Origin of the sequence: Micrococcus porci, assembly GCF_020097155.1 — a bacterium.
GTDB lineage: Bacteria > Actinomycetota > Actinomycetes > Actinomycetales > Micrococcaceae > Micrococcus > Micrococcus porci.
Map to the genome: position 1 here is coordinate 1 of NZ_CP083691.1, position 25,599 is coordinate 25,599.

17 protein-coding genes, 1 tRNA gene, 3 rRNA genes and 1 pseudogene are annotated in these 25,599 nt (G+C 70.3%); 6 read left to right on the forward strand and 16 right to left on the reverse strand.

Annotation, left to right across the window (positions count from 1 at the left end; all coding sequences use genetic code 11):
* Positions 1 to 37: 37 nt before the first annotated feature.
* The 9 genes and pseudogenes from rrf to KW076_RS00045 form a co-directional block, all read right to left on the reverse strand.
* Positions 38 to 154: ribosomal RNA gene (gene rrf / locus KW076_RS00005) — 5S ribosomal RNA — on the reverse strand.
* Positions 155 to 335: 181 nt separating this feature from the next.
* Positions 336 to 3,424: ribosomal RNA gene (locus KW076_RS00010) — 23S ribosomal RNA — on the reverse strand.
* 419 nt (positions 3,425 to 3,843) lie between these two features.
* Positions 3,844 to 5,365: ribosomal RNA gene (locus tag KW076_RS00015) — 16S ribosomal RNA — on the reverse strand.
* The 16S, 23S and 5S rRNA genes sit together here, the layout of an rRNA operon.
* Positions 5,366 to 6,235: 870 nt before the next feature.
* Positions 6,236 to 8,458 (reverse strand): annotated as a pseudogene (glgB, locus tag KW076_RS00020) (1,4-alpha-glucan branching protein GlgB); the annotation flags it as partial.
* Positions 8,459 to 8,523: 65 nt separating this feature from the next.
* The gene (locus KW076_RS00025) at positions 8,524 to 10,641 is read right to left on the reverse strand and encodes an alpha-1,4-glucan--maltose-1-phosphate maltosyltransferase (RefSeq protein WP_434084344.1); all 2,118 of its coding nucleotides are present in this window, start codon (positions 10,639 to 10,641) and stop codon (positions 8,524 to 8,526) included.
* A 49-nt stretch (positions 10,642 to 10,690) separates the two neighbouring features.
* On the reverse strand, positions 10,691 to 11,704 hold the full coding sequence (gene rlmB, locus KW076_RS00030; protein ID WP_224355610.1) for a 23S rRNA (guanosine(2251)-2'-O)-methyltransferase RlmB: 1,014 nt from the start codon (positions 11,702 to 11,704) through the stop codon (positions 10,691 to 10,693).
* Between the two features lie 95 nt (positions 11,705 to 11,799).
* Positions 11,800 to 13,254, reverse strand: coding sequence for a cysteine--tRNA ligase (gene cysS, locus KW076_RS00035; RefSeq protein ID WP_224355611.1), 1,455 nt, complete (start codon positions 13,252 to 13,254; stop codon positions 11,800 to 11,802).
* A gap of 67 nt (positions 13,255 to 13,321) precedes the next feature.
* A complete protein-coding gene (gene ispF / locus KW076_RS00040; protein ID WP_224355612.1) occupies positions 13,322 to 14,626 on the reverse strand; it encodes a 2-C-methyl-D-erythritol 2,4-cyclodiphosphate synthase in 1,305 nt (434 codons plus the stop codon).
* Positions 14,627 to 14,752: 126 nt separating this feature from the next.
* Positions 14,753 to 15,235, reverse strand: a complete 483-nt coding sequence (locus KW076_RS00045) for a CarD family transcriptional regulator (RefSeq protein ID WP_224355613.1) — start codon at positions 15,233 to 15,235, stop codon at positions 14,753 to 14,755.
* 198 nt (positions 15,236 to 15,433) lie between these two features.
* Between KW076_RS00045 and KW076_RS00050 the strand changes: the two genes are divergently transcribed.
* Positions 15,434 to 15,979 carry a hypothetical protein gene (locus tag KW076_RS00050; protein ID WP_224355614.1) on the forward strand — a complete coding sequence of 182 codons (546 nt, stop codon included), beginning with the start codon at positions 15,434 to 15,436 and terminating at the stop codon, positions 15,977 to 15,979.
* A gap of 67 nt (positions 15,980 to 16,046) precedes the next feature.
* On the opposite strand, the gene KW076_RS00055 is transcribed toward KW076_RS00050, so the two are convergent.
* Positions 16,047 to 16,727 carry a response regulator transcription factor gene (locus KW076_RS00055; RefSeq protein WP_224355615.1) on the reverse strand — a complete coding sequence of 227 codons (681 nt, stop codon included), beginning with the start codon at positions 16,725 to 16,727 and terminating at the stop codon, positions 16,047 to 16,049.
* Positions 16,724 to 17,959: a sensor histidine kinase gene (locus KW076_RS00060; RefSeq protein ID WP_224355616.1), complete on the reverse strand. Its 1,236-nt coding sequence runs from the start codon at positions 17,957 to 17,959 to the stop codon at positions 16,724 to 16,726. Before KW076_RS00060 ends, KW076_RS00055 begins: the two co-directional genes overlap by 4 nt.
* A 153-nt stretch (positions 17,960 to 18,112) precedes the next feature.
* Between KW076_RS00060 and phoU the strand changes: the two genes are divergently transcribed.
* Entirely contained in the window at positions 18,113 to 18,778 is a 666-nt protein-coding gene (gene phoU / locus KW076_RS00065; RefSeq protein ID WP_224355617.1) for a phosphate signaling complex protein PhoU, read from the forward strand.
* A 60-nt stretch (positions 18,779 to 18,838) separates the two neighbouring features.
* On the opposite strand, the gene KW076_RS00070 is transcribed toward phoU, so the two are convergent.
* A complete protein-coding gene (locus tag KW076_RS00070; RefSeq protein ID WP_224355618.1) occupies positions 18,839 to 19,594 on the reverse strand; it encodes a phosphoglyceromutase in 756 nt (251 codons plus the stop codon).
* 79 nt (positions 19,595 to 19,673) lie between these two features.
* On the opposite strand from KW076_RS00070, the gene KW076_RS00075 reads away from it, so the two are divergent.
* Positions 19,674 to 20,525, forward strand: coding sequence for a class I SAM-dependent methyltransferase (locus tag KW076_RS00075; protein WP_224355619.1), 852 nt, complete (start codon positions 19,674 to 19,676; stop codon positions 20,523 to 20,525).
* Between the two features lie 35 nt (positions 20,526 to 20,560).
* Here KW076_RS00075 and KW076_RS00080 read toward each other — a convergent pair whose 3' ends face one another.
* Positions 20,561 to 20,884 carry a DUF2516 family protein gene (locus tag KW076_RS00080; protein WP_224355620.1) on the reverse strand — a complete coding sequence of 108 codons (324 nt, stop codon included), beginning with the start codon at positions 20,882 to 20,884 and terminating at the stop codon, positions 20,561 to 20,563.
* Positions 20,885 to 21,043: 159 nt separating this feature from the next.
* Between KW076_RS00080 and tmk the strand changes: the two genes are divergently transcribed.
* Together tmk and KW076_RS00090 are read left to right on the forward strand one after the other, a co-directional pair.
* Positions 21,044 to 21,712, forward strand: coding sequence for a dTMP kinase (gene tmk, locus KW076_RS00085; RefSeq protein WP_224356744.1), 669 nt, complete (start codon positions 21,044 to 21,046; stop codon positions 21,710 to 21,712).
* Positions 21,709 to 22,899, forward strand: a complete 1,191-nt coding sequence (locus KW076_RS00090; RefSeq protein ID WP_224355621.1) for a DNA polymerase III subunit delta' — start codon at positions 21,709 to 21,711, stop codon at positions 22,897 to 22,899. The genes tmk and KW076_RS00090 overlap by 4 nt, the downstream gene beginning before the upstream one ends.
* 12 nt (positions 22,900 to 22,911) lie before the next feature.
* Here the strand turns inward: KW076_RS00090 and KW076_RS00095 are convergent, their stop codons facing one another.
* A complete protein-coding gene (locus KW076_RS00095; RefSeq protein WP_224355622.1) occupies positions 22,912 to 23,637 on the reverse strand; it encodes an HAD family hydrolase in 726 nt (241 codons plus the stop codon).
* 193 nt (positions 23,638 to 23,830) lie between these two features.
* Between KW076_RS00095 and KW076_RS00100 the strand changes: the two genes are divergently transcribed.
* Positions 23,831 to 23,904: transfer RNA gene (locus KW076_RS00100), tRNA-Thr, on the forward strand.
* Between the two features lie 89 nt (positions 23,905 to 23,993).
* On the opposite strand, the gene KW076_RS00105 is transcribed toward KW076_RS00100, so the two are convergent.
* Positions 23,994 to 24,449 carry a hypothetical protein gene (locus KW076_RS00105; RefSeq protein WP_224355623.1) on the reverse strand — a complete coding sequence of 152 codons (456 nt, stop codon included), beginning with the start codon at positions 24,447 to 24,449 and terminating at the stop codon, positions 23,994 to 23,996.
* Positions 24,446 to 25,486, reverse strand: a complete 1,041-nt coding sequence (locus KW076_RS00110) for an NAD(P)H-quinone oxidoreductase (protein WP_224356745.1) — start codon at positions 25,484 to 25,486, stop codon at positions 24,446 to 24,448. The genes KW076_RS00105 and KW076_RS00110 overlap by 4 nt, the downstream gene beginning before the upstream one ends.
* Positions 25,487 to 25,599 lie beyond the last annotated feature (113 nt).

Below are 25,599 nucleotides of genomic sequence, written 5' to 3' on the forward strand. Positions count from 1 at the left end.
CCACACCCGAAGGTGTGGGGCCTCAACCCAAAAGAATGTCCGGCGGCGACCTACTCTCCCACAACCTCCCGGCTGCAGTACCATCGGCGCTGTGGGCCTTAGCTTCCGGGTTCGGAATGGAACCGGGCGTTTCCCCCACGCTATGACCGCCGTAACCCTCACCCCAACCAACACACCAAACCAGCATGCCGTGGGAAACCTAGAGAGCCACAAACAAGACAGTGGCAATATTCACTTGAACAACACCCCCCAACCCTACCACACAGGCAAGACCAGGAAAGCACCGGCTGCAATCAGACAACCGCACAGTGGACGCGAACACCAAAAATGATGTGTGTTGAAAGTCATCGGCCTATTAGTACTGGTCAGCTCCACGAGTCTTCAGTCCTCGCTTCCACATCCAGCCTATCAACCCAGTCATCTAGCTGGGGGCCTCACACCCTCAAAGGGGCAAGGAAATCTCATCTCGAAGCCGGCTTCCCGCTTAGATGCTTTCAGCGGTTATCCATCCCGAACGTAGCTAATCAGCCATGCACCTGGCGGTACAACTGACATACCAGAGGTTCGTCCGTCCCGGTCCTCTCGTACTAAGGACAGACCTTCTCAAATTTCCAACGCGCGCAGAGGATAGGGACCGAACTGTCTCACGACGTTCTGAACCCAGCTCGCGTACCGCTTTAATGGGCGAACAGCCCAACCCTTGGGACCTACTCCAGCCCCAGGATGCGACGAGCCGACATCGAGGTGCCAAACCATGCCGTCGATATGGACTCTTGGGCAAGATCAGCCTGTTATCCCCGAGGTACCTTTTATCCGTTGAGCGACGGCCGTTCCACAACGAGCCGCCGGATCACTAGTCCCGACTTTCGTCCCTGCTCGAGCTGCCACTCTCACAGTCAAGCCCCCTTGTGCACTTGCACTCGACACCTGATTGCCAACCAGGCTGAGGGAACCTTTGGGCGCCTCCGTTACATTTTGGGAGGCAACCGCCCCAGTTAAACTACCCATCAGGCACTGTCCCTGACCCGGATCACGGGCCGAAGTTAGACATCCAGTATGACCAGAGTGGTATTTCAACGATGACTCCACGAACACTGGCGTGCCCGCTTCACAGTCTCCCACCTATCCTACACAAGCCACACCGAACACCAATACCAAACTATAGTAAAGGTCACGGGGTCTTTCCGTCCTTCTGCGCGTAACGAGCATCTTTACTCGTAATGCAATTTCGCCGAGTTCACGGTTGAGACAGCGGGGAAGTCGTTACTCCATTCGTGCAGGTCGGAACTTACCCGACAAGGAATTTCGCTACCTTAGGATGGTTATAGTTACCACCGCCGTTTACTGGGGCTTAAATTCTCCGCTTCGCCGAAGCTAACGGGTCCTCTTAACCTTCCAGCACCGGGCAGGAGTCAGTCCGTATACATCGTCTTACGACTTCGCACGGACCTGTGTTTTTGATAAACAGTCGCTTCCCCCTGGTCTCTGCGGCCCCGATCCCCTCACACCAGCAAGCGGTGCTCAAGGTTGGGGCCCCCCTTCTCCCGAAGTTACGGGGGCATTTTGCCGAGTTCCTTAACCATGATTCTCTCGATCGCCTTAGTATTCTCTACCTGACCACCTGTGTCGGTTTAGGGTACGGGCAGTTCAAACCTCGCGCCGATGCTTTTCTTGGCAGCATAGGATCACCGGATCACCCACCACGTGGGCGCCCATCAGGTCTCAAGCACACAGCCGGCGGATTTACCTACCGGCAGCCCTACACCCTTAGACCAGGTCGATTCCATTGCCTGGCCCGGCTACCTTCCTGCGTCACACCTGTTAATACGCTTGCCTCCCCGGTTCAGGTCCCGTGCTCCACGCACCCATCCACCCCCGAAGGGGCAGTGAGGGGCGCTTCAGACGGTTAGTATCACCGGCTCAGCATGGGCGGTTCTTCACTGGTACGGGAATATCAACCCGTTGTCCATCGACTACGCCTGTCGGCCTCGCCTTAGGTCCCGACTCACCCAGGGCAGATTAGCTTGACCCTGGAACCCTTAGTCATCCGGCGGACGGGTTTCTCACCCGTCTTTCGCTACTCATGCCTGCATTCTCACTCGTCCACAATCCACCAGAAATTACTCGCTGGCTTCACCTCGTGAACGACGCTCCCCTACCCATCCAGAAAACTGAATGCCACGGTTTCGGCGGTGTACTTGAGCCCCGCTACATTGTCGGCGCGGAATCACTTGACCAGTGAGCTATTACGCACTCTTTCAAGGGTGGCTGCTTCTAAGCCAACCTCCTGGTTGTCTCAGCAACTCCACATCCTTTCCCACTTAGCACACGCTTAGGGGCCTTAACCGGTGGTCTGGGCTGTTTCCCTCTCGACTATGAAGCTTATCCCCCACAGTCTCACTGCCACGCTCTCACTTCCCGGCATTCGGAGTTTGGCTGAAGTCAGTAACCTTGTAGGGCCCATCGTCCATCCAGTAGCTCTACCTCCGGGAAGAAACACGTGACGCTGCACCTAAATGCATTTCGGGGAGAACCAGCTATCACGGAGTTTGATTGGCCTTTCACCCCTACCCACAGCTCATCCCCTCCATTTTCAACTGAAGTGGGTTCGGTCCTCCACGCGCTCTTACACGCGCTTCAACCTGGCCATGGGTAGATCACTCCGCTTCGGGTCTAGGACACGCGACTGAACCGCCCTATTCAGACTCGCTTTCGCTACGGCTTCCCCACACGGGTTAACCTCGCCACGTATCACTAACTCGCAGGCTCATTCTTCAAAAGGCACGCCGTCACCCCGAAAGGCTCCGACGGTTTGTAGGCACATGGTTTCAGGTACTATTTCACTCCCCTCCCGGGGTACTTTTCACCATTCCCTCACGGTACTGATCCGCTATCGGTCAACAGGTAGTATTCAGGCTTACCAGGTGGTCCTGGCAGATTCACACGGGATTTCTCGGGCCCCGTGCTACTCGGGCAACCCTCCAACAGCGGCGGAACACATTTCAACTACGGGACTCTCACCCTCTACGGTCCAGCATCCACACTGGTTCGTCTATATGCCCGCACCTCACTGCGCCATGCCGGCAGACATGACAAGGAAGGGCCCACAACACCGCACACGCAACCCCTGCCGGGTATCACACGCATACGGTTTAGCCCCATCCGCTTTCGCTCGCCACTACTCACGGAATCACTTTTGTTTTCTCTTCCTGTGGGTACTGAGATGTTTCACTTCCCCACGTTCCCTCCACCCGGTCTATGTGTTCAACCGGGGGTCACACGACACGTCGTGCGGGGTTTCCCCATTCGGAAATCCTGGTCTCAACGTCCGGTTATCGACTCCACCAGGCTTATCGCAGATTCCCACGTCCTTCTTCGGCTCCTGTTGCCAAGGCATCCACCATACGCCCTTAGAAACTTTCACACACATGAAAGTCCTCAAATGAGCAGTTATCTCTAACTAAAGATGTCATTCTCGGCATCACCGTCACGCTCAACGCAGCCACCCAGGGGGACGACCACACGCAACGGCAACAAAAATAAGATGCTCGCGTCCACTATACAGTTCTCAAACAACAGCCCCTCACCCCATCCACCACACACCAACATGCGCAGCTTCACCAGGCAGGATCAGAACAACAACCCCTCCGAAAAGGGGCGCCTGCTGTCCCAGGACCCAACAGTGTGCCAACACCAGCACGCAACCACCAACCACATGCTTTCCAACCCGAAGGCGTACTCACATCCAGCCGGCACCACCACTGGCACCATTCATTGATGTTCCACCCATGAGCAACCCGCCATCACACACTCGGTGATGCAACGGGCACTGATGCTCCTTAGAAAGGAGGTGATCCAGCCGCACCTTCCGGTACGGCTACCTTGTTACGACTTAGTCCCAATCGCTGGTCCCACCTTCGACGGCTCCCCCCACAAGGGTTAGGCCACCGGCTTCGGGTGTTACCGACTTTCGTGACTTGACGGGCGGTGTGTACAAGGCCCGGGAACGTATTCACCGCAGCGTTGCTGATCTGCGATTACTAGCGACTCCGACTTCATGGGGTCGAGTTGCAGACCCCAATCCGAACTGAGACCGGCTTTTTGGGATTAGCTCCACCTCACAGTATCGCAACCCATTGTACCGGCCATTGTAGCATGCGTGAAGCCCAAGACATAAGGGGCATGATGATTTGACGTCGTCCCCACCTTCCTCCGAGTTGACCCCGGCAGTCTCCCATGAGTCCCCACCACTACGTGCTGGCAACATGGAACGAGGGTTGCGCTCGTTGCGGGACTTAACCCAACATCTCACGACACGAGCTGACGACAACCATGCACCACCTGTGAATCCGCCCCAAAGGGGAAACCGTATCTCTACGGCGGTCGAAAACATGTCAAGCCTTGGTAAGGTTCTTCGCGTTGCATCGAATTAATCCGCATGCTCCGCCGCTTGTGCGGGCCCCCGTCAATTCCTTTGAGTTTTAGCCTTGCGGCCGTACTCCCCAGGCGGGGCACTTAATGCGTTAGCTGCGGCGCGGAAACCGTGGAATGGTCCCCACACCTAGTGCCCAACGTTTACGGCATGGACTACCAGGGTATCTAATCCTGTTCGCTCCCCATGCTTTCGCTCCTCAGCGTCAGTTACAGCCCAGAGACCTGCCTTCGCCATCGGTGTTCCTCCTGATATCTGCGCATTCCACCGCTACACCAGGAATTCCAGTCTCCCCTACTGCACTCTAGTCTGCCCGTACCCACCGCAGATCCGGGGTTAAGCCCCGGACTTTCACGACAGACGCGACAAACCGCCTACGAGCTCTTTACGCCCAATAATTCCGGATAACGCTCGCACCCTACGTATTACCGCGGCTGCTGGCACGTAGTTAGCCGGTGCTTCTTCTGCAGGTACCGTCACTTTCGCTTCTTCCCTACTGAAAGAGGTTTACAACCCGAAGGCCGTCATCCCTCACGCGGCGTCGCTGCATCAGGCTTTCGCCCATTGTGCAATATTCCCCACTGCTGCCTCCCGTAGGAGTCTGGGCCGTGTCTCAGTCCCAGTGTGGCCGGTCACCCTCTCAGGCCGGCTACCCGTCGTCGCCTTGGTGAGCCATTACCTCACCAACAAGCTGATAGGCCGCGAGTCCATCCATGACCGAAATTCTTTCCAACACCCACCATGCGGTGGACGTTCCTATCCGGTATTAGACCCAGTTTCCCAGGCTTATCCCAGAGTCAAGGGCAGGTTACTCACGTGTTACTCACCCGTTCGCCACTAATCCACCCAGCAAGCTGGGCTTCATCGTTCGACTTGCATGTGTTAAGCACGCCGCCAGCGTTCATCCTGAGCCAGGATCAAACTCTCCGTAAAAAATTACAGAACGACGCGGGACCAGCCGGAAATAACCGGTCACCACGCCAATTCAATACCTGGCAGACCGTGTGCACATCGCACGGGGGTGCGGGCACAACGGTCAACCAATATGTGTTAAAACAATTGGCATCAACAAACTTGGCACACTATTGAGTTCTCAAACAACAGGCGCTTCCGGCCTCCCCACCACGTCATTCCGCGGTGCTTCGCTCCGGAGCAACTTCTCCATCCTAGACCATCCGATTCAGACTGTCAACACCATGTCGGCGTCGATACGCTGTTCTCTGCAGTTCAGGACTTCACAACCTTACCATGTTCACACACCGTGTCAACTCCGTTCCCGAAGCCGTCAGCAGCCGTTCACCATGGCGGGCCAGTCAACCTTACCACGTTCTCCATCAATGTCAAGCCGCTCTGACGAGCACACCCACCATCCAACGAAGAACAAGGAAGGACCAGAAGACCTTACCACACGATCCCAGTCAGTCAAACCAGACCATCTTCTCAAGAATACCCACCCCTCAACAGGGAATGCATGCCCGGTGAACCGACAACCCAGGACTGCGATCCATGCGCCAGACCCTGAAAGTCATGCTCGGCTACTCACCAGCACCGCCCGGAAAACCCCGAACCGCGCCTCAGCACGAGAAAGAACTCTACCCCTACCAGAGGACGAACGCCAAATCGAGGGTCGGGGGGCCGTGTGGAGCGCCGACGTCGGCACGGCAGCCGCAGGATCTCGCGGATCTCGATCCGCATCCAGGCTGCTCCACGCCGGCCGGCAGCTCCCCGGATGCAGTCAGTCGGCACGGTGACCTCGGTCACCGTGCCGACTGCTCGTCCTCCGACGTCTTGCCCCTCGCCAGCTCAGTCCTCGTCTGGCTGCAGCCAGAGGGTCGTCAGCGGAGGGACGTTCAGCGTGAGGTATGCCGGCTGCCCCTGCCATTGGCCGTCCTCGGCCTCGATCACCTCGAGCTGGCCGGCCTGCTCACGACGGCCGTCCCCGTGGAAGTCCGTGCTGTCCGTGTCGAGCACGACCGTCCACTCTCCCGAACTCGGCACCCCCACCCGCAACCCCTGCCTCGTGCCCCCGGAGAGGTTGGTGATGCACAGCAGGGGCGCACCCTCGACGCCCGCCCCCGGGCGACGCAGGAAGACCAGGGTGTTGCCGTCGGCGTCGCCGCCGTCCACCCAGGTGAAGCCCTGCGGGCTGTGGTCCGCGGACCACAGCGCCGGCTTGGCCCGGTACAGCGCGTTGAGCTCGCGCACCGTCAGCTGCACGCCGCGGTGGGACTCGTCCCAGGACGCCGCCCAGTCCAGGCCCCGCTCCTCCGACCACTCCGACGGCTGCCCGTACTCGCCGCCCATGAACAGCAGCTGCTTGCCCGGGTGCGCCCACATGTAGGCGAAGTACGCGCGGAGGGTCGCCAGCTTCTGCCGGTGGTCGCCCGGGATGCGCGCCAGCAGGGATCCCTTCCCGTGCACCACCTCATCGTGGGACAGCGGCAGCACGTAGTTCTCGGAGTAGGCGTAGGCCATCGAGAACGTCCACTGGTCGTGGTGCCAGCGCCGATTCACCGGGTCCTCGGACAGGTAGGCGAGGGTGTCGTGCATCCAACCCATGTTCCACTTCTTGCCGAAGCCGAGCCCGCCCGCGGACACCGGCGCGCTGACCCCGGAGAACGCCGTCGACTCCTCCGCGATCATCAGGATCCCCGGATGCACGCGGTACACCGTGGCGTTCACGTCCTGGAGGAAGGAGATCGCCTCGAGGTCGTGGTTCCCGCCCAGCGCGTTGGGCGTCCACTGGCCGTCCTCGCGCGAGTAGTCCAGGTAGAGCATCGACGCGACGGCGTCCACGCGGAGGCCGTCCACATGGAACTCGCCCAGCCAGTACAGGGCGTTCGCCACCAGGAAGTTGCGCACCTCCGTGCGCCCGAAGTTGAACACGTACGTGCCCCAGTCCGGGTGCTCGCCGCGCCGCGGGTCCGGGTGCTCGTACAGGGCCGTGCCGTCGAAGCGGCCCAGCGCCCACGCGTCCTTGGGGAAGTGCGCCGGCACCCAGTCCACGATCACGCCGATGCCCGCCTCGTGCAGGGCGTTCACCAGATGCTTGAACTCGTCCGGGGAGCCGAAGCGCGACGTCGGCGCGTAGTAGCCGGTGACCTGGTAGCCCCACGACCCGCCGAACGGGTGCTCCGCCACCGGCAGGAACTCCACGTGCGTGAAGCCCAGCCACTGCACGTACTCGACCAGCTGCTCCGCCAGGTCCACGTAGGACAGGCCCGGACGCCAGGAGCCCAGGTGGACCTCGTAGATGCTCAGCGGACGCTCGTGCGGATCCTCCGCGCGTCGGCGCTCCATCCAGTCCCGGTCCGTGAACGCGAACTCGGACTCCATCACCCGCGAGGCCGTCGCCGGCGGCACCTCGGTCCAGCGGGCCATCGGGTCCGCGTTCTGCTGCCACTGGCCGTCCGCGCCGAGGATCTCGAACTTGTAGGCGGCCCCGTGCTCCACGCCGGGCACCAGCAGCTCCCACACGCCCGAGGAGCCCAGCGAGCGCATCGCGTGCGTGCGGCCCGTCCAGCCGTTGAAGTCGCCCACCACGCGGACGGCCCGCGCGTTCGGCGCCCACACGGCGAACGACGTCCCCACGAGCGCGCCGTCGGCGGCACGGCGCACCCGCGCGCCGAGCACCTCCCACAGCCGCTCGTGGCGTCCCTCCCCGATCAGATGCAGGTCCAGCTCCCCCAGGGTCGGCAGGTGGCGATAGGCGTCGTCGTGCAGCTCCACGACGTCCTCGCCGTCCGCGCCCGGGTACACGACCTCCAGCCGGTAGTCGCCCGCGGCCACGCCCGCCTTGCGCGGCAGCGCGCCGACGCCCGCGAACACCCCGTCCGCCTCGTGGGCCAGCTCGATCCGCGCGGCGTCGCCCTCCCGGACCACGGTCACCGCGCGGGCGAACGGCCGCAGGGCACGGTAGGTCACCGCGGCGCCGTCGGGATGGGGGTGGGCCCCCAGCACCGCGTGCGGGTCGTGGTGGAGGCCCTCGGCGACCGCGGCCAGCACGGCCGGGTCGACGGACTGGGGGGACAGGGTGGGGGAGGTCATCGGGGGTTCCTGTTCGGGTCTCAGGGAGGGGTGCGTGCGGCGGCTCAGCCGCGGCGCACGACGCGCAGGACGTGGGCGGGCTCGACGGCCGGGTCGAGGCGGACGTAGGGCTGCTCGTCCCAGCGCCAGCGGGCGCCGGTGAGCAGCTCCTCCACCTCGAAGCGGCCCTCCTCGTCACGGTCCTCGGGGCGCACGCGCAACGCCTCGGCGTCCAGTCGGAGGGTCGCCTCGGCCACGCGATGCGGATCGCACGCGACGACGACGACCACCGTGTCCTCGGCCGACCCGGCGTCGGTGACAGCCGCGGCGTCGCGGTGGTCGCCCTCGGGCAGCGCCGAGCGGGTCTTGGAGAAGACCAGGAGCTCGGGGTCCGTGGCGGAGTGGAGCGTGAGGTTCTGCAGGTCCTGCAGGGCCGGGTGCTCCGCACGGATCCGGTTCAGTCGGGTCAGGTACGGGGCGAGGGAGCGGCCCGCAGCCTCCTCGCCGGCCCAGTCGCGCGGGCGGAACTCGTACTTCTCGTTGTCGATGTACTCCTCCGCGCCCGGCCGGGCCACGTGCTCGAACAGCTCGAAGCCCGCGTAGACGCCGTAGAGCGGGTTCGAGGTCGCCGCGATCACCGCGCGCGCCTTGAACGCACCCGGCCCGCCGTGCTGCAGGTAGTCGGTGAGGATGTCCGGGGTGTTCACGAAGAAGTTCGGGCGATAGAAGCCCGCCGTCTCCGCGGTGATCTCCTCCAGGTACTCCTCCAGCTCCTCCCGGGTGTTCCGCCAGGTGAAGTAGCCGTAGGACTGCTGGAAGCCGACCCGGCCGAGCCCGTGCATCATGGCCGGGCGCGTGAACGCCTCCGCCAGGAACACGACCTCAGGCTCCACCGCACGCACCTCGCGGATCAGCCACTCCCAGAACCACAGGGGCTTGGTGTGCGGGTTGTCCACGCGGAAGATGTGCACGCCACGTCGCACCCAGCCCAGGACCACGTCGAGCACCGCCCTGGCGAGGCCATCGGCGTCGTCGTCGAAGTTCAGCGGGTAGATGTCCTGGTACTTCTTGGGCGGGTTCTCCGCGTAGGCGATGGACCCGTCCACGCGGTGCGTGAACCACTCCGGGTGCTCCGTGACCCACGGGTGGTCCGGGGAGCACTGCAGGGCCAGGTCCAGGGCCAGCTCCATGCCGAGCTCGCGCACGCGCTCCTGGAAGGCGTCGAAGTCCTCGAAGGTGCCCAGGCCGGGATGGATCGCGTCATGCCCGCCGGCCTCACCGCCGATGGCCCAGGGCGAGCCCGGGTCCTGCGGGCCGGCGGTCAGCGTGTTGTTCGGGCCCTTGCGGTGCGCGACGCCGATCGGGTGGATCGGGGGCAGGTACACGACCTGGAAGCCCATCGCGGCGACCGCCGGCAGGCGCTCCGCCGCGGTACGGAAGGTGCCCGAGTGCCACAGGCCGGCGGCCTCGTCGTACCGGGCGCCCTCCGAGCGCGGGAAAAACTCGTACCAGGCGCCCCGGCCGGCCAGCGGACGCTGCACGTCCAGCGGGTACAGCTCCGAGCTGGTCACCCAACGGCGGACCGGGCGGGCGTCCAGCACGGCGGAGACCTCCGCCGACTGCGTCACGGCGAACCGCTGCACGGGCGCCAGCGAGGCGTCCTCGAGGCCGCGGACGGCCTCCTCGAACACCGCGCGGTCGGCCGCGCCGCGCTCGGGGTCCTGCGCTGCCGCGCGGAACAGCGCCGCCCCCTCGTCCAGCATCAGCTCGACGTCGACCCCGGCCGCCAGCTTCACCGACGCGTTGTGGCGCCATGTGCCCACGGGGTCGTCCCAGCCCTCCACCACGAAGTGGTGCACGCCCGGCTCGGAGGGCCGCAGCGTGGCCACCGCCTCGTCCAGTCCCGGACGCCCGGGGCGCATGTGCACCCGCTGCACCTCGGCACCGTCCGGGCCCAGCAGGCGGACGGTGGCGCGGACGGCGTCGTGCCCCTCGCGGTACACGTTCGCGCGGACGGGGACGTCCTCCCCCACGATCGCCTTCGCGGGGAAGCGGCCCTCCTCCACCGTCGGCTGGACGTTCGAGACCGGGATGCGACCGGTCAGGGTGGTCCGGCGGACGTCCGGCAGGGCCGGGGCGGGCGGCGCGGGGTGGGCGGCGGGGCGGGGCTTCGAGGTGCTCACCGTTCCGACGCTACCGCCCCGCGCCCGGGGACTGAATGCCTGGCCGGTCTCAGGAGGCGACGGGGCGTCCCCCGGCGCGGCCGACAGCGATCTCGTACAGGGAGATGCCCACGGCCATGGACGCGTTGAGCGACTCCATCTCCGACTGGATCGGGATCGACACGATCTGCTGGCAGTGTTCCCGCACCATCCGCGACAGCCCCTTGCCCTCGGCGCCGACGACCAGGACCAGCGGCTCCGTGGCCAGGGCGAGGCCGGGCAGGGAGACGTCCCCGCCGCCGTCGAGCCCCAGGACGAAGTAGCCCATCCGGTGCAGCTCCACCAGCGTGGTGTTGAGATTGCCGGCCTGGGCCACCGGCACGCGCGCCGCGGCGCCGGCCGAGGTGCGCCACGCCGTGGCCGTCACGCCCACGGAGCGCCGCTCCGGGACGATCACGCCGTCCGCGTCGAACGCGGACGCCGAGCGGATGATGGCGCCCAGGTTGCGGGGATCCGTGATCCCGTCCAGGGCGATGAGCAGCGGCGGGGTGCGCAGGTGGCCCTTCTCCTGGGCCTCCATGGCCTCGCGGCCCAGCGTCAGGGCGTCCGCGTACTGGTACGGCGGGATCTGCAGCACGAGGCCCTGGTGCACCGCCTCGCCGGACATGCGGTCCAGCTCCGGGCGCGTGTTCTCCATGACCGGCACCTTGTTCTCCGCGCAGAGCCGCAGGGCCTCCTTGACGCGGTCGTCCACCTCGATGCGGGTGGCCACGTGCAGGGCCTTCGCCGGGATGCCCGCCCGCAGCGCCTCCACCACGGGGTTGCGACCGGAGACGGTCTCGTCCGTGAGCTTCACGCGGCCGCGGACCTGGTCGCGGACCGGGACGCGGCCGCCACCGTGCTTGGCCGCGGAGCGCTCGGCCAGCTGCTTGGCGCGGTGGGCCTTGTGGTAGACGCGGTCCTCGGCCTTCGGGGTGGGGCCCCTGCCCTCGAGCGCCTTGCGGCCGTGGCCGCCGGTGCCCTTCTGGGGGCCCTTCTTGCCCTTGGGGGCGCGGGATCCGCCGGAGCGGGGTGCGGTGGACATGGTCGGACTCCTGGAGTGCCGGGGACGGGTGGGCGGCGCTCGGACGCCGGATCGCCCCCAAGTCTAGGCGGCGCGCCCGGCACCCCACCGGGCGCTCAGCCCGCCAGGTGCCAGGTGGCGCCCTGGGCGCCGTCCTCCACCACGACGCCGGCCGCGGCCAGGGCGTCCCGGATCCGGTCCGCAGTGGCCCAGTCCTTGTCCGCGCGGGCCTGGGCGCGGGCCTCGATCTGGGAGCGCACGAGCGAGTCCAGGGCCGCGGCCTCGGGTCCCGAGCCGCCGGCAGAGGCCTCGGGCACGTCGTCGAGGCCGAGGACGGCCGTCATGGCGGCGACCTCGGCCAGGCGGGCCCGGGCTGCGGCGTCGTCGCCGGCCGCGAGCGCGGAGTTGCCGGCGCGGACCGCCTCGTGGAGCACCGCGAGCGCCTGCGGGACGGCGAGGTCGTCCTCCATGGCGGCGCGGAACGCGGCGGGGACGTGCTCGGCGAGCGGGGCGGTGAGCTCCGGGGCGCCGAGGGCGGCGGCGGCGCGCTGCACGAAGTTCTCGATGCGCTCCACCGCGGCCTCGGCCTCCTCCAGGGCACCGGGACGATAGTCCAGCTGGGAGCGGTAGTGGGCCTGGCCCAGGAAGTAGCGCACGGCCTTGGGCCGGGCCATGGCCAGCATCTCCTGGGGGGAGATCGTGTTGCCCACGGACTTGGACATCTTCTCGCCCTGATAGGTGACCAGGCCGTTGTGCAGCCAGAACCGGGCGAAGGGGTCGCCGGCCGCCGCGGACTGGGCCAGCTCGTTCTCGTGGTGCGGGAAGCGCAGGTCCAGGCCGCCGCCGTGGACGTCGAACTCCCCGCCGAGGTACTTCGTGGACATGGCGGAGCACTCCAGGTGCCAGCCGGGGCGGCCCGCGCCCCACGGGGAGCTCCAGACGGCGGTCACCGGCTCACCCTCCTTGGCACCCTTCCAGAGGGCGAAGTCGCGGGGGTCCCGCTTGCCGCGGGGGTCGGCGTCCGGGGCGTCCTGCATGTCCTCGACGCGCTGCCGGGTCAGCTCGCCGTAGCGGTCCCACGAGCGGACGTCGAAGTACACGTCCCCCGAGCCGTCGGCGGCCGGGTACGCGTGGCCGCGCTCGATGAGCCGCTCGATCAGGGCGAGCATCTCCGGGACGTGGCCCGTGGCGCGCGGCTCGTAGGTGGGGCGGCGGACGCCGAGGGCGAGGTAGGCGGCATCGAACGCGTTCTCGAACCGGAAGGCCAGCGCCCACCACGGCTCGTCGGCCGGGTACATCTCGGAGGGCTCGAAGCCCGGCTCCTGCGAGGCGGCGGAGCGGTCGAGGATCTTGTCGTCGATGTCCGTGACGTTGCGCACCGAGGTGACGCGCAGGCCCGTGGCCTCGAGCCAGCGGATCAGGACGTCGAAGACGATGGCGCTGCGCACGTGGCCCACGTGCGGCATGCCCTGCACCGTGGCGCCGCAGTAGTACACCGACGCCTGGCCGGGCACGAGCGGGACGAAGTCCCGGATCTCGGCGGAGCGGGTGTCGTAGAAGCGCTGGGCCATGGCGGCGCGGGTCCTTCCGGAGGGCGGTCTGCGGGTCGGACCCAGCCTAGTGGGCGCCCCGTGCCGCTCAGGCAGCCGGGACGACGAGCGCCGTGGCCAGCCCCACCAGCCCCTCGCCGGCGCCGATGAAGCCGAGCCCGTCCGTCGTCGCCGCGGAGACGGCCACGGGGGCCCCGCCCAGGGCCGCGGACATCGCCGCCTCCATCTCCGCCCGGCGGGTGCCGACCTTCGGGCGGGGCGCCACGACCTGCACCGCCACGGACCCGATGCGGCACCCGGCCTCCGTCACCAGGCGCAGCACCTCGGCGAGCATCGCGGCGCCCGACGCCCCGCGCATCTCCCAGCGGTCCACGCCGAACACCGCGCCCAGGTCGCCCAGCCCGGCCGCGGAGAGCAGCGCGTTGCAGGCCGCGTGCGCCGCGACGTCCCCGTCGGAGGTGGCGGCCACCCCGTTCTGGCCCGGCCACTCGACGCAGCCGAGCCACAGCGGGCGGGGGGCGTCGTCGGGGGCCCAGCGGTGGACGTCCGTGCCGATGCCGGTGCGGGGCAGTGGCGGCGCCGCCGGGACGGCGGCGGGAGAGGGGGTGCCGGGACCAGACTGGGCGTCACGGACGGCGAGGATCCGCGCGGCGGCCTCGAGGTCCGCCGGGGAGGTCACCTTGAAGGCCCGCTCGTCCCCCGGGACCACGACGACGGCGTGCCCGGCGGCCTCCATGGCCATCGCGTCGTCCGTCAGCGCCGCGGCGTCCGCGGCCGGGTCCGCCTGGGCGGCGGCGTGCGCGGCCAGCAGGACGTCCAGGTCGAACCCCTGCGGGGTCTGCACGGCGCGCAGGGCGGACCGCGCGGGCGTGGCGACGACGACCTCCCGCCCGTCCGCGCCCGTCACCTCCTTGACGGTGTCCGTCAGGGGCAGACCCGGGACGGCGGCGACCTCGCCCGACACGAGGGCTCCGGCCACGGCCTCGAAGACCGCGGGCGGGGTGAAGGCGCGGGCCGCGTCGTGCACCAGGACATGCCGGACGCCCTGCCCGGCCGGGTGGCCGCGGTCGGCGAGCGCCGCGTCCGCGGCGGCCAGGCCGGCGCGCACCGAGTCGGCCCGCTCCACACCGCCGGGCACGCACGTCACGGGCGCGCCCACCGCGGTCTCGTGGCGGGCGACGACGTCCGCGACGGCCCGCGCGTGATCGGCCGCCGGCGGAACGAGGACCACGAGCGCGTCCAGGCCGAGGCCGGTGGCGCGCGCGGCGGCGACGGACTCGAGGCAGTGGTCCAGGAGCGGACGTCCGTCGGTCAGCGGGGCGAGGGCCTTGGGGACACCCGCGCCGAGGCGGGTTCCGGAGCCGGCGGCGGCGATCACGAGCGCGGTGGGCATGCGCCCATCCTAGGAAGGCGCGGCGGACGCCTCCCGGAGGAACGGGGACGGCGCGCCGACCGCTCCGGGTGGGGAAGCGGACGGCGCGCCGTCGACGTCGCCGGGCGTCATGCCCGGGCGGGTGGGTCAGCCCTCGAGGACCTTGTCCAGCATGCCCTCGGCCTCCTCCTCGGAGACCTTCTTGGCCAGCGCCAGCTCGGAGACGAGCACCTGGCGGGCCTTGGAGAGCATGCGCTTCTCCCCCGCCGACAGGCCGCGATCGTGGTCCCGGCGCCACAGGTCACGCACGACCTCGGACACCTTGTTGACGTCGCCGCTGGCGAGCTTCTCCAGGTTCGCCTTGTAGCGGCGCGACCAGTTGGTGGGCTCCTCCACATGCTCGGCCTGCAGCACCTCGACGACGTGCTCGAGGCCCTTGTCGTCCACGACGTCCCGCACGCCGACCAGGTCCACGTTCTCCGCGGGGACCTCGATGGTCAGGTCGCCCTGCGCCACCTTGAGCTTGAGGTACATCTTCTCTTCGCCCTTGATGGTGCGCGTCTTGATCTCCTCGATCCGCGCCGCACCATGGTGGGGATAGACGACGGTCTCTCCGACCTCGAAAACCATATGAAATGCCCCTTTCCTGTCGGTCGATTCTACCACGGAGACGCGAAACACCCCGCGGGTGTCCGGCATCCCACCGGGCCGATGTGATAGTGCACGAGGCCGTCGCGAACGGCGGCCGGGGCGGCGCCATGCGGTAGCCTGAGGCTGATCGCCCCCGTGTGGGGCCGACCTCCGCCACCGCACCTGTAGGAGAACCTCGTGAAGTCCGTCGCTTCCCGCCCTGCCCGGCGTCGCCTCGCCGCGGGCGCGCTCGCCCTCACCGCCGTCCTGGGCGCCACCGGCTGCTCCGCCGTGAGCCCGGTCGCCACCGGCATCCAGTACTCCGCGTCCGACGGCGTGAACGCGACTCAGACGGGCTTCGTCGAGGTCCGCAACCTGGGCATGGTCGGCGAGGGCGCCTCCGGGCCCGCCCGCCTGATCGGCTCCCTGAAGAACGACTCCGGCGCGGACAAGACCTACACCATCGCCGTGCAGGACGGCGGCCAGATCACCGTCCCCGTGAAGGCCGGCGAGACCGTCAAGCTGGAGGAGCAGCAGCTCGAGGTCGAGCGCTCCGTGTGGCCGGGCCAGAACGCCCAGGCCACCGTCTCCGCCGACGGCACCCAGCTGCAGCTCGGCGTGCCGGTCCTCTCCGCCACGCAGGAGCAGTACAAGGAGTACCTGCCCGCCGGCCAGTCTGCGGACACCGAGCACCTCGACGAGCAGACCGCCACCTACGGCGAGGGCGAGGGCGAACAGCACTGAGCCGCGCCCCGGCGCACACGACGACGCCCCCCGCCTCCTCGGAGGCGGGGGGCGTCGTCGTGCCGGCTCAGGACTCGAACTTGTAGCCCAGGCCGCGCACCGTCACGAGGTGGCGCGGGCTGGACGGGTCCGGCTCGATCTTGGCGCGCAGGCGCTTGACGTGGACGTCGAGCGTCTTGGTGTCCCCCACGTAGTCGGAGCCCCACACGCGGTCGATCAGCTGCCCGCGGGTGAGGACCCGGCCGGCGTTGCGCAGCAGCATCTCCAGCAGTTCGAACTCCTTCAGCGGCAGGTTCACGGGCTCGCCGTCGACGGCCACCACGTGGCGCTCGACGTCCATGCGGACCGGCCCCGCGGACACCGTGGAGGTCACCAGCTCCTCCGGCTCGCCCCCGCGGCGCAGCACGGCGCGCACGCGCGCCACGAGCTCACGGGAGGAGTACGGCTTGGTGATGTAGTCGTCCGCGCCGAGCTCCAGGCCCACGACCTTGTCGATCTCGGAGTCCTTGGCGGTGAGCATGATGATCGGCACGTGGGACCTCTGCCGGATCTGCCGGCACACCTCCGTGCCCGACATGCCCGGCAGCATCAGGTCGAGGAGGATCAGGTCCGCGCCGCCGCGCTCGAACTCCTCGAGCGCGTCGTTGCCGTCCGCCGCCACCGCGACCTCGAAGCCCTCCTTGTTCAGGAGGTAGGACAGCGGGTCACTGAACGACTCCTCGTCCTCCACGATCAGAATGCGGCTCATGCGCTGTGCTCCTTCCGTGCGGGTGCTGCGGCGGCGGCCACGCGGTGGCCGCGACGTTCGGGGAGGGTGGCGACGGTGGCGGGCGCGCCGGCGTCGGGGGTCTGCGGGGCCTGGGCCCACTCGGGCAGGCGGATGGTGAAGGTGGACCCGCGGCCGGGCTGGGACCACAGGGTGACCTCGCCGCCGTGGTTGATCACCACGTGCTTGACGATGCTCAGGCCCAGGCCGGTGCCGCCCGTCTGGCGGGACCGGGCGGCGTCCACGCGGTAGAACCGCTCGAAGACGCGCTCCTGCTCCTCCGGGCTGATGCCGATCCCCTGGTCCGTCACCGTGATCTGCGCCAGGCCGTCCTTCGAGGTCAGGCCGACGCCCACCGTGGTGCCGTCCGGCGAGTAGCGCACCGCGTTGTCCACGAGGTTGCGCACCGCCGTCATCAGCTGGTCCGGATCGCCGTGCACCACCGTGTCCACGTGGCCGCCGGCGCGGATGGAGATCCCCCGCGCCTCCGCGGTCAGCCGCACCCGGTCCACGGCCTCGGCCACCACGAGGTTGAGGTCCACGGAGCGCCCCTCGCGCACCACGTCCTTGGCCTGCAGCCGGGAGAACTCGATGATGTCCTGCACCAGGGCGGTCAGGCGGGTGGACTCCACTCCCAGGCGGCGGGCGAAGCGGCGGACCGCGTCGTCGTCGTCCGCGGCGTCCGCGATGGCCTCGGACAGCAGGGAGATGGCGCCGACGGGTGTCTTGAGCTCGTGGGACACGTTGACCACGAAGTCGTGGCGCATGGCCTCCGTGCGCATGGCGCCCGTGCGGTCCTCCGCCAGGACGAGGATGTACTCGTCGTCCAGGGGCGCCACCCGCAGCTCGACCACCAGGGAGGACTGGTGCCTCGGGTCGCGCGGCAGGTCCACCTGACGCTCCCGCACGACGCCGTCCGCCCGGACCGCCCCGGTGAGCTCCCGGAGCGCGTCGGGCACTAGGGTGTGGCCGCGGACCAGGCCCATCGCGTAGGCGGAGGGGTTGGCGCGCACGACGCCGTCCACGGCGTCCACGACGATGTAGGACCGGCCGATGACGGAGAGCACCTCCGCGGCGCCGGGCGAGAGGGTGGGCTCCTCCACGGACAGGTCCACCGTGCGCGAGCGCTCGGACGCACGGAAGGCCAGCATGGAGGCCACTCCGATGAGCAGTCCGACGGCTCCGCAGAGCAGTCCGATGATGACGGGATCCACGGGGTCAGCGTAGCCCGTGCCGGGGGCCCGGCCCGGCGGCCTCCCGCGCGTCGTCGGCAGGGGGTCCGACGTTCACACGGCGTTCACCTCCGCCTGGAAGAGTGACCACCCCACCCCTGCGAGACGACGGCCGGCCGGCCGGGAAGGCGTGCCATGCGCGAGCTCTACCGTGCCGACCTGGAACGACTCGAGCGGGACCTCGTCGGGACCGCCCGCCTGGTGCACCGCGCCGTCCTCGACGCCCGCGCCGCCCTCGACGCGGCGGACGTGCACCTGGCCGAGCAGGTGATCTCGGAGGACGCCCGGATCGACCTCATGCAGGAGGGGCTCGACGAGCAGGCCGTCCGGCTGCTCTCCCTGCAGGCGCCCGTCGCCTCGGATCTGCGCACCGTGCTGGCGACGCTGCGGATGAGCGCGTCGCTGGAGCGGATGGGGGACCTCGCCCGGCACATCGCCCAGCTGACCCGCCTGCGCTACCCCGAGCACGTGATCCCCTGCGACATGCGCCCCCTGTTCGGGTCCATGACGGACGCCGCCGTGGAGGTGGCGCAGGAGGTCGTGCTCCTGCTGGAGACCCAGGACCTGGCGCACGCCGACCGGATCCACGCCCTCAACCAGGTGGTGAACGACCACCACGTCTCCGTCTTCCGGGCCATCGCTGCGCCGTCGTGGGGGTCCCCGCCGGCCACCACCACGGACGTCACGCTGGCGTCACGCTACCTGGAGCGCTTCACCGATCACGGTCTGGCCGTGGCCGCGAAGGCGCGCTACCTGGTCACCGGGGAGTCCACGCGGCGTGAGGGCTCCGCTCCGGCCTGAGCCGGGACGCACGACGCCGGACGGGCGCGGCGCACTGCCGCGTCCCGCCCGGCGCGGGGGTCACTTCTTGTCGCCCTGGGCGGCCACGGCGGCGGCGCCCGCGGCGGCGGCCTCCGGGTCCAGGTAGCGGCCGTGCGGGGTGACCGGCTTCAGGTTCTGGTCCAGCTCGTAGAAGAGCGGGATGCCGGTGGGGATGTTCAGCCCCGAGATCTCCTCGTCCGAGATGCCGTCGAGGTGCTTGACGAGGGCGCGCAGCGAGTTGCCGTGCGCGGCGACCATGACCGTCTTGCCGGCCTTCAGGTCCGGGACGATCTGCTCGGTCCAGTACGGCAGGAGGCGGTCGATGACCTGCTTCAGGGCCTCGGTGCGCGGGGCGTCGGGGCCGATGTCCCGGTAGCGCTCGTCGCCGGCCTGGGAGAACTCGGAGGAGTCGTCCAGCGGCGGCGGCGGCACGTCGAAGGAGCGGCGCCAGGTCATGAACTGCTCCTCGCCGAACTCCTCCTTCACCTGCGCCTTGTCCTTGCCCTGCAGCGCACCGTAGTGGCGCTCGTTCAGGCGCCAGGAGCGCTTGACCGGGATCCACTGGCGGTCGGCGGCCTCCAGGGCCAGGTTGGCGGTGGTGATGGCGCGCTTGAGCAGGGAGGTGTGCAGCACGTCCGGCAGCAGGCCCTCGGCGGCCAGCAGCTCACCGCCGCGGGAGGCCTCGGCGCGGCCCTTCTCCGTCAGCGGGACGTCCACCCAGCCGGTGAACAGGTTCTTCTCGTTCCAGTCGCTCTGACCGTGCCGCAGCAGGATCAGCTTGAAGGTGTCAGCCATGCCCCCATCCTAGGCGGGCCGATCGTGGCGGGCGCCACGTCCGGCGGGCCTCCGCGACGGCCTCGCTAGGCTGGCCGGCATGGTCCAGAAGGCGCGTCGGCTCACCCTGCCCGACGGCGGCCGCGCGCGGCCCGGGGCCCGCGGCGGGCCCCAGGGGCACGTGACGCGCGGGACCACCGCCCCCCAGCGCATGCGGCGCGTGGACCGCTGGGTCGCCGACGTGCACGGGCCGCTGCTGCGGCGCACCGCCGCGCCGCTGCTCGTGGACCTCGGCTACGGGGCGCAGCCGTGGACCGCCGTGGAGATGCTCACCCGGCTGCGTGCCGTCCAGCCGTCCGCCGAGCTGGTGGGCCTGGAGATCGAGCCCGAGCGCGTGGCCCACGCCCGCGCCACCGCTCCGGCCCTGCCGGGCCTGTCCTGGGAGCGCGGCGGGTTCGAGCTGGCCACCTCCCGCCCGCCCACGGTGGTGCGCGCCTTCAACGTGCTGCGGCAGTACCGCGAGGAGGACGTCCCCGCGATCTGGGACCTGATGGCGTCCCGCATGGCCCCGGGCGGCGTCGTGGTGGAGGGCACCTGCTCCGAGGACGGGCGGCGTGCGGCGTGGGTGGACCTGCGCGCGGACGGCCCGGCGTCGCTGACGCTGGCCATGCGGTTGGGTGCGTTCGAGCGCCCGTCCGACGTGGCCGAGCGCCTGCCCAAGGCGCTCATCCACCGCCACGTGCCCGGGGAGCCCGTGCACCGGCTCCTCGCCGACGCCGACGCCGCCTGGGCGCTGCACGCGCCGCTCGGGGCCTACGGGACCCGGCAGCGGTGGATCGCCATGGTGCGCACGCTCAAGGACGCGGGCTGGCCCGTGCTGGGCCGCGAGTCCCGATGGCGACGGGGGGAGCTCACCGTGCGGTGGGACGCCGTCGCGCCCGGTGTCGGCTGAGGGGTCGCCCCGCCGGGGGCGGCGTCGCGGGGGGCTCAGCGGCCCCGGCGGCCGCCGTAGAAGCGCAGGTCGTCCCGCGGGCCGGCCAGGTACACGGACGCGACGCACACGGCGGCGAGGCCGAGGATGCCGAAGCCGCCCGTCGGGCCGAGGAGCACACCGACCAGCCCCACGGCGGCGGCCGCGCCCGTCAGTGCCAGCCAGAAGCCCTTGGTGCGCCCGCCGGTGCGCAGGAACGTCTCCTGGGAGGTGCGGGCCGCGTCCGCGAACGCCCACAGCTCCAGGAGGAAGGCGACCACGGCGAGCGCGTAGAACAGCCAGTTGCCGGCGACGATCGCGAGGTGCATGGGTGCGTCCATGCGGGCCAGTCTACGGAAGGAGCCGACCGGGGCCGGTGTCCCGTCCGGCGGGCCGTCTAGGCTCGGGGCGTGAGCACCCCGTCCCCCCGCCCCGCACCGCACCCCGCCCCCACCCCGGCCGCGGACCCCGCGGACTCCCCCGCCGCCGCGGCGCAGGGGATGCCCGGCCGGGGGCTGTTCGTGGCGTTCGAGGGCGCGGACGGCACCGGAAAGTCCACGCAGGCCCGCGCCGTCGCCCAGGCACTGCGCGACGCCGGCCGGGAGGTCGTGCTCACCCGCGAGCCGGGCGGCTCGGACCTGGGCGAGGCCGTGCGCGCCCTGCTCCTGGACCCGGCCCACGCGCCCGTCGACGCCCGGACGGAGGCGCTGCTGTTCGCCGCCGCCCGCGCCGCGCACGTGGCACGCACCGTGCGCCCCGCCCTCGCGGCCGGGACCGTCGTGCTGACGGACCGCTACGTCGACTCGTCCGTGGCCTACCAGGGGGAGGTGCGCGGCCTCGGGGCGGAGCGCGTCGCCGAGCTCAACGACTGGGCCACCGAGGGCCTGGTCCCGGACCTCACCGTCCTCCTGGACGCCGACGCCGCCACCGCCGAGGCCCGACGTGCGGCGCGGCACGCCGGCGGCGGTGACGCCCCGGACCGCATGGAGCAGGAGACCGCGCAAGCCCACGGCACGCTGCGCGCCGCCTTCCGGGCCCGTGCGGCCGCGGCTCCGCACCGCTACCTCGTCCTCGACGCCGCAGGGGCCCCCGAGGAACTGACCGCCGCGATCGCGGCGCGCGTGCTGACGGCCGCGGCGGACGCGGCCCGGGACGGGACCGGCGCATGACCGGCGCCCCGGACGTCTACTCGGACCTCGCGGGCCAGGACGCCGCCGTCGCCCAGCTGCGCCGCGCCGCGACCGAGGACCGCCCCACGCACGCCTGGCTGTTCACGGGGCCGCCCGGCTCGGGCCGCTCCACGGCCGCGCGGGCGTTCGCGGCCGCCCTGCAGTGCGAGCAGCCGGACCCGGCGAACCGCGGCTGCGGCGCCTGCCACGCGTGCCGCACGGTGCTCGGCGGCACCCACCCGGACGTCACCGTGCTCGCCACGGAGGCCGTGAGCTACCGCATCGAGGACGTGCGCGCCCTCGTGGAGGCCGCCCAGTCCACCCCCGCCACGGGACGCTGGCGGATCTTCCTCATGGAGGACGCGGACCGCATGACGGAGCGGGCCACCAACGTGCTACTGAAGGCGATCGAGGAGCCGCCGCCGCGCACGATCTGGATGCTCTGCTCCCCCTCCCCCGCGGACGTGCTGCCCACGATCCGCTCGCGCTGCCGGCTCGTGACCCTGCGGATCCCCGCCCCCGAGGACGTCGCCGCGCTGCTGCACCGCCGGGACGGACTGGATGAGGCCACCGCCCTCATGACCGCCCGGATCTCCCAGTCCCACGTGGGCATGGCCCGCCGCCTCGCCCGGGATCCTGAGGCCCTGGCCCGCCGGGAGGACGTGCTCTCCCTGCCGCTGCAGGCCACCGCCGTCTCCGACGCCATGGCCATGGCCGCCCGCCTCGCCGAGGTCTCCCACGCGGAGGCCGAGTCCTCGGCGGCCGCCCGCGACGCCGAGGAGCTGGCCGCCCTGCGCCGCCAGCTGGGCGTCGCCGAGGGCGAGGCCGTCCCCCCGAAGCTGCGCCAGCAGGTGAAGCGCCTCGAGGAGGACCAGTCCCGGCGTCGCACGCGCGTCACCCGGGACGCCCTGGACCGCGCCATGATCGACGTGATCGGGCTGTTCCGGGACGTGCTGCGGGTGCAGCTCGGCGCCGGCGGGGACCTGGTGAACGAGCACCGGCGGGCCGAGATCGAGCGCTACGCCGCCGGGGCCGCGGGCTCCTCCGCGGAGGTCGTCGCGCGGATCGACGCCGTGCACCTCGCCCGCGAGCGCCTGGGCCAGAACGTGCCGGAGCAGCTCGCCCTGGAGGCGATGATGCTGGCGCTGCTGCCGGCGCGGGTGCGCACCCCCCGCGGGCGTCGCTGAGCCGCCGGGGCCTCAGCCTCGCAGGGTGGCGACGAGGTCCGGGACCTGCGCCAGCGAGTCGACCACCTGGTCGGCGCCCGCCCCGGCGAGCACACCGCCCGTGTCCTGGCCGGAGCGCACCCCGACCACCAGGCCGGCGCCCGCGCGTCGCCCGGCGAGGATGTCGGCGGCCGTGTCGCCCACGGTGAGGACGGAGCGGACGTCGTCGTGGTCCAGGGCGAGCAGCGCGGTGAGGACCATGTCCGGGTAGGGGACGCCGCGGCCGGCGTCGTCCGGGGAGAGGCTGAGGTCCGCCAGGCCCATCCAGCCCAGCGACTCGAGGATCATGTTCTGGGTGTGCCGGGCGTAACCGGTGATCAGGCACAGGTCGAGGCCCGCCTCGCGCAGGCGCACCAGGGCGCCCTCCGCCCCCGGGACGGCGGTGACGCCGTGCTCGGCCAGCAGCCGGTCGAAGGCGGCCTCGAAGGCGCGGGTGGCCTCCAGCGCCGCCGTCCGGCCCTCGAACAGCGCCTGGAACACGGCCGTGCGGGAGGTGCCGCGCCGTTCCCGGAACAGCCGGGCGGCGCGCTCGTGCTCCGGGGAGCCCTCGGCGAGCCCGCGGGCGGCGACGACCTCCGCGAAGGCGCGGTCCTGGAGGCCCCCCTCGACCACGGAGGTGCCGGACATGTCCACGACGGCCAGGCGCAGTGGGACGGGGGTGCCGACGGACAGGGCGGGGACGGCGGTGGACAGGCTCATGGATGCCTCCCTGAAGTCGGCGTGGGCTGGGGCTGAACGCCCAGCCCACCCTCCCGGGCTGACCGCCGCGTGGCCGCCGGGTGAACTCCGCGCGTGGATCCGGTCACCATCCGAGGACGACGACGCGCGCATCCGGTGGCGGGGACCGTCGGGACACGGTAAGGTGGTCTGCCGTGGCCGTCAGCGGTCGCGTGCCTCCTTAGCTCAGCTGGCCAGAGCAGCTCCCTCGTAAAGAGCAGGTCGCCGGTTCGAATCCGGCAGGGGGCTCAGCCGGACCCCGTCGCCTCGAGCGGCGGGGTCCTTCTGCTTCTCCGGCAGCCGTGCACCCGGCCGGACGGCAGCCCCGCGCCGCTCCCTCACAGGTCCGCGGCCAGCCCCTCGGCCCGGTCCAGGTGGTCCAGCGTCCGCTGGGCGTGCCGGCTCACCGCCTCCGAGCCGCTCACACCCCGCCGGAACATGGCCACGGCCTGCGCCGCGGCGGCCAGCTCGTGGGAGGCGCGGGAGAGCTCCCGGTGCACGGGGGCGGTCACCGGGGGGATGTGCTGCTCGCCGTCGCCGGGGTGGGCGGCGTGCAGGCGGGCCGCGAGCGCCCGTACCGCCGGGACGCGCTCGGCGAGCACGTTGCCCGCGTGGACCAGGCCGTTGCGCTCCTCGGGGGTGAAGCCGCCCGCGCTGCGCCCGTCCTCGAGGACCTGCCAGTAGCGGTCCAGGGCACGGACGTAGCGGTCGTGGCTGCGGCGCCAGAGGCCGGTCCCGAGCTCGCGGTCGTCGGAGCGGCCCTGGCGGAACCGGGCGAAGGGTCCGCGGATCATGCGGCGCCCCCCGGCAGGAGGGCGTCGGCGTCGTCGGTGACCAGGAGGACCTTGCCCATGCGCGCGGCTCCCTCGAAGTGGGCGTGGGCGGCGGCGGCCTCGCGCAGCGGGAACCGCGCGGTGACGCCCGGGTCGATCCGTCCGGCGGCGACGAGCGGCCAGACCGCGCGCTCGGCGGCGGCCACGATCCCGGCCTTCTCGTCCGGCGGGCGCGGGCGCAGCAGGGAGCCCGTGACCCAGCCGCGGCGGGCGGCCAGGCGCATGAGGTGGAAGTCCTCCGGCACGGGTCCGTCCTGCGCGGCGATCACGACGATGCGCCCGTCCATGGCCAGGGCCTTCACGTTCGGGGCCAAGTAGGGGCCGCCGACGACGTCGAGCACGACGTCCGCGCCGTGTCCCCCGGTGATCTCGCGGACCCAGTCGGCGAAGGCGCCGGGGGCGGCCGCGCGGTGGTCGAAGGCGGCATCGGCGCCGAGCTCGAGCGCCCGGGCCACCTTGGCCGGCCCGCCCGCGGTGGCCAGCACGCGCACGCCGACCGCGGAGAGGTACTGGACCGCGAACGCGCCGATGCCACCGGTGGCGCCGTGGACCAGGGCCCACTCGCCGGGGCGCACGCCGGCGCGGCCCTCCAGATTGGAGTGGACCGTGCAGGCGACCTCCGGGAGGCCGGCGGCGGAGACGAGGTCCAGGCCGTCCGGGACGGACATCAGCTGCCCCGCGGGCACGGCCACGTGCTCGGCGTAGCCGCCACCGGCCAGCAGGGCGCACACCCGGTCCCCGACGGCGAAGCGCCCCTCCCCGGCGACGCCGGCCTGCGGACCGAGGGCGACGACGGTGCCGGAGACCTCCAGCCCGGGGACCTCCGACGCGCCCGGCGGCACGGGGTAGTGCCCCTCCCGCTGCACGACGTCCGCGCGGTTGAGCCCGGCGGCGGCCACCCGCACCAGGACCTCGCCGGGGCCGGGCTCGGGCACGGGCTCGCGGCCGACGCGGATCACGTCCGTGCCGCCGGCGCCGGCGAAGCGCACGGCGAGCATGTCCGGGGCGGTGTCCATGGGGGTTCCTCCTGGTCTCGACTCCGGCGTCCATCCTCCACCCCGGACGCCCCGCGCGGCCACCGGATACAGTGGAGCCGCGGCCGGACGCCCCG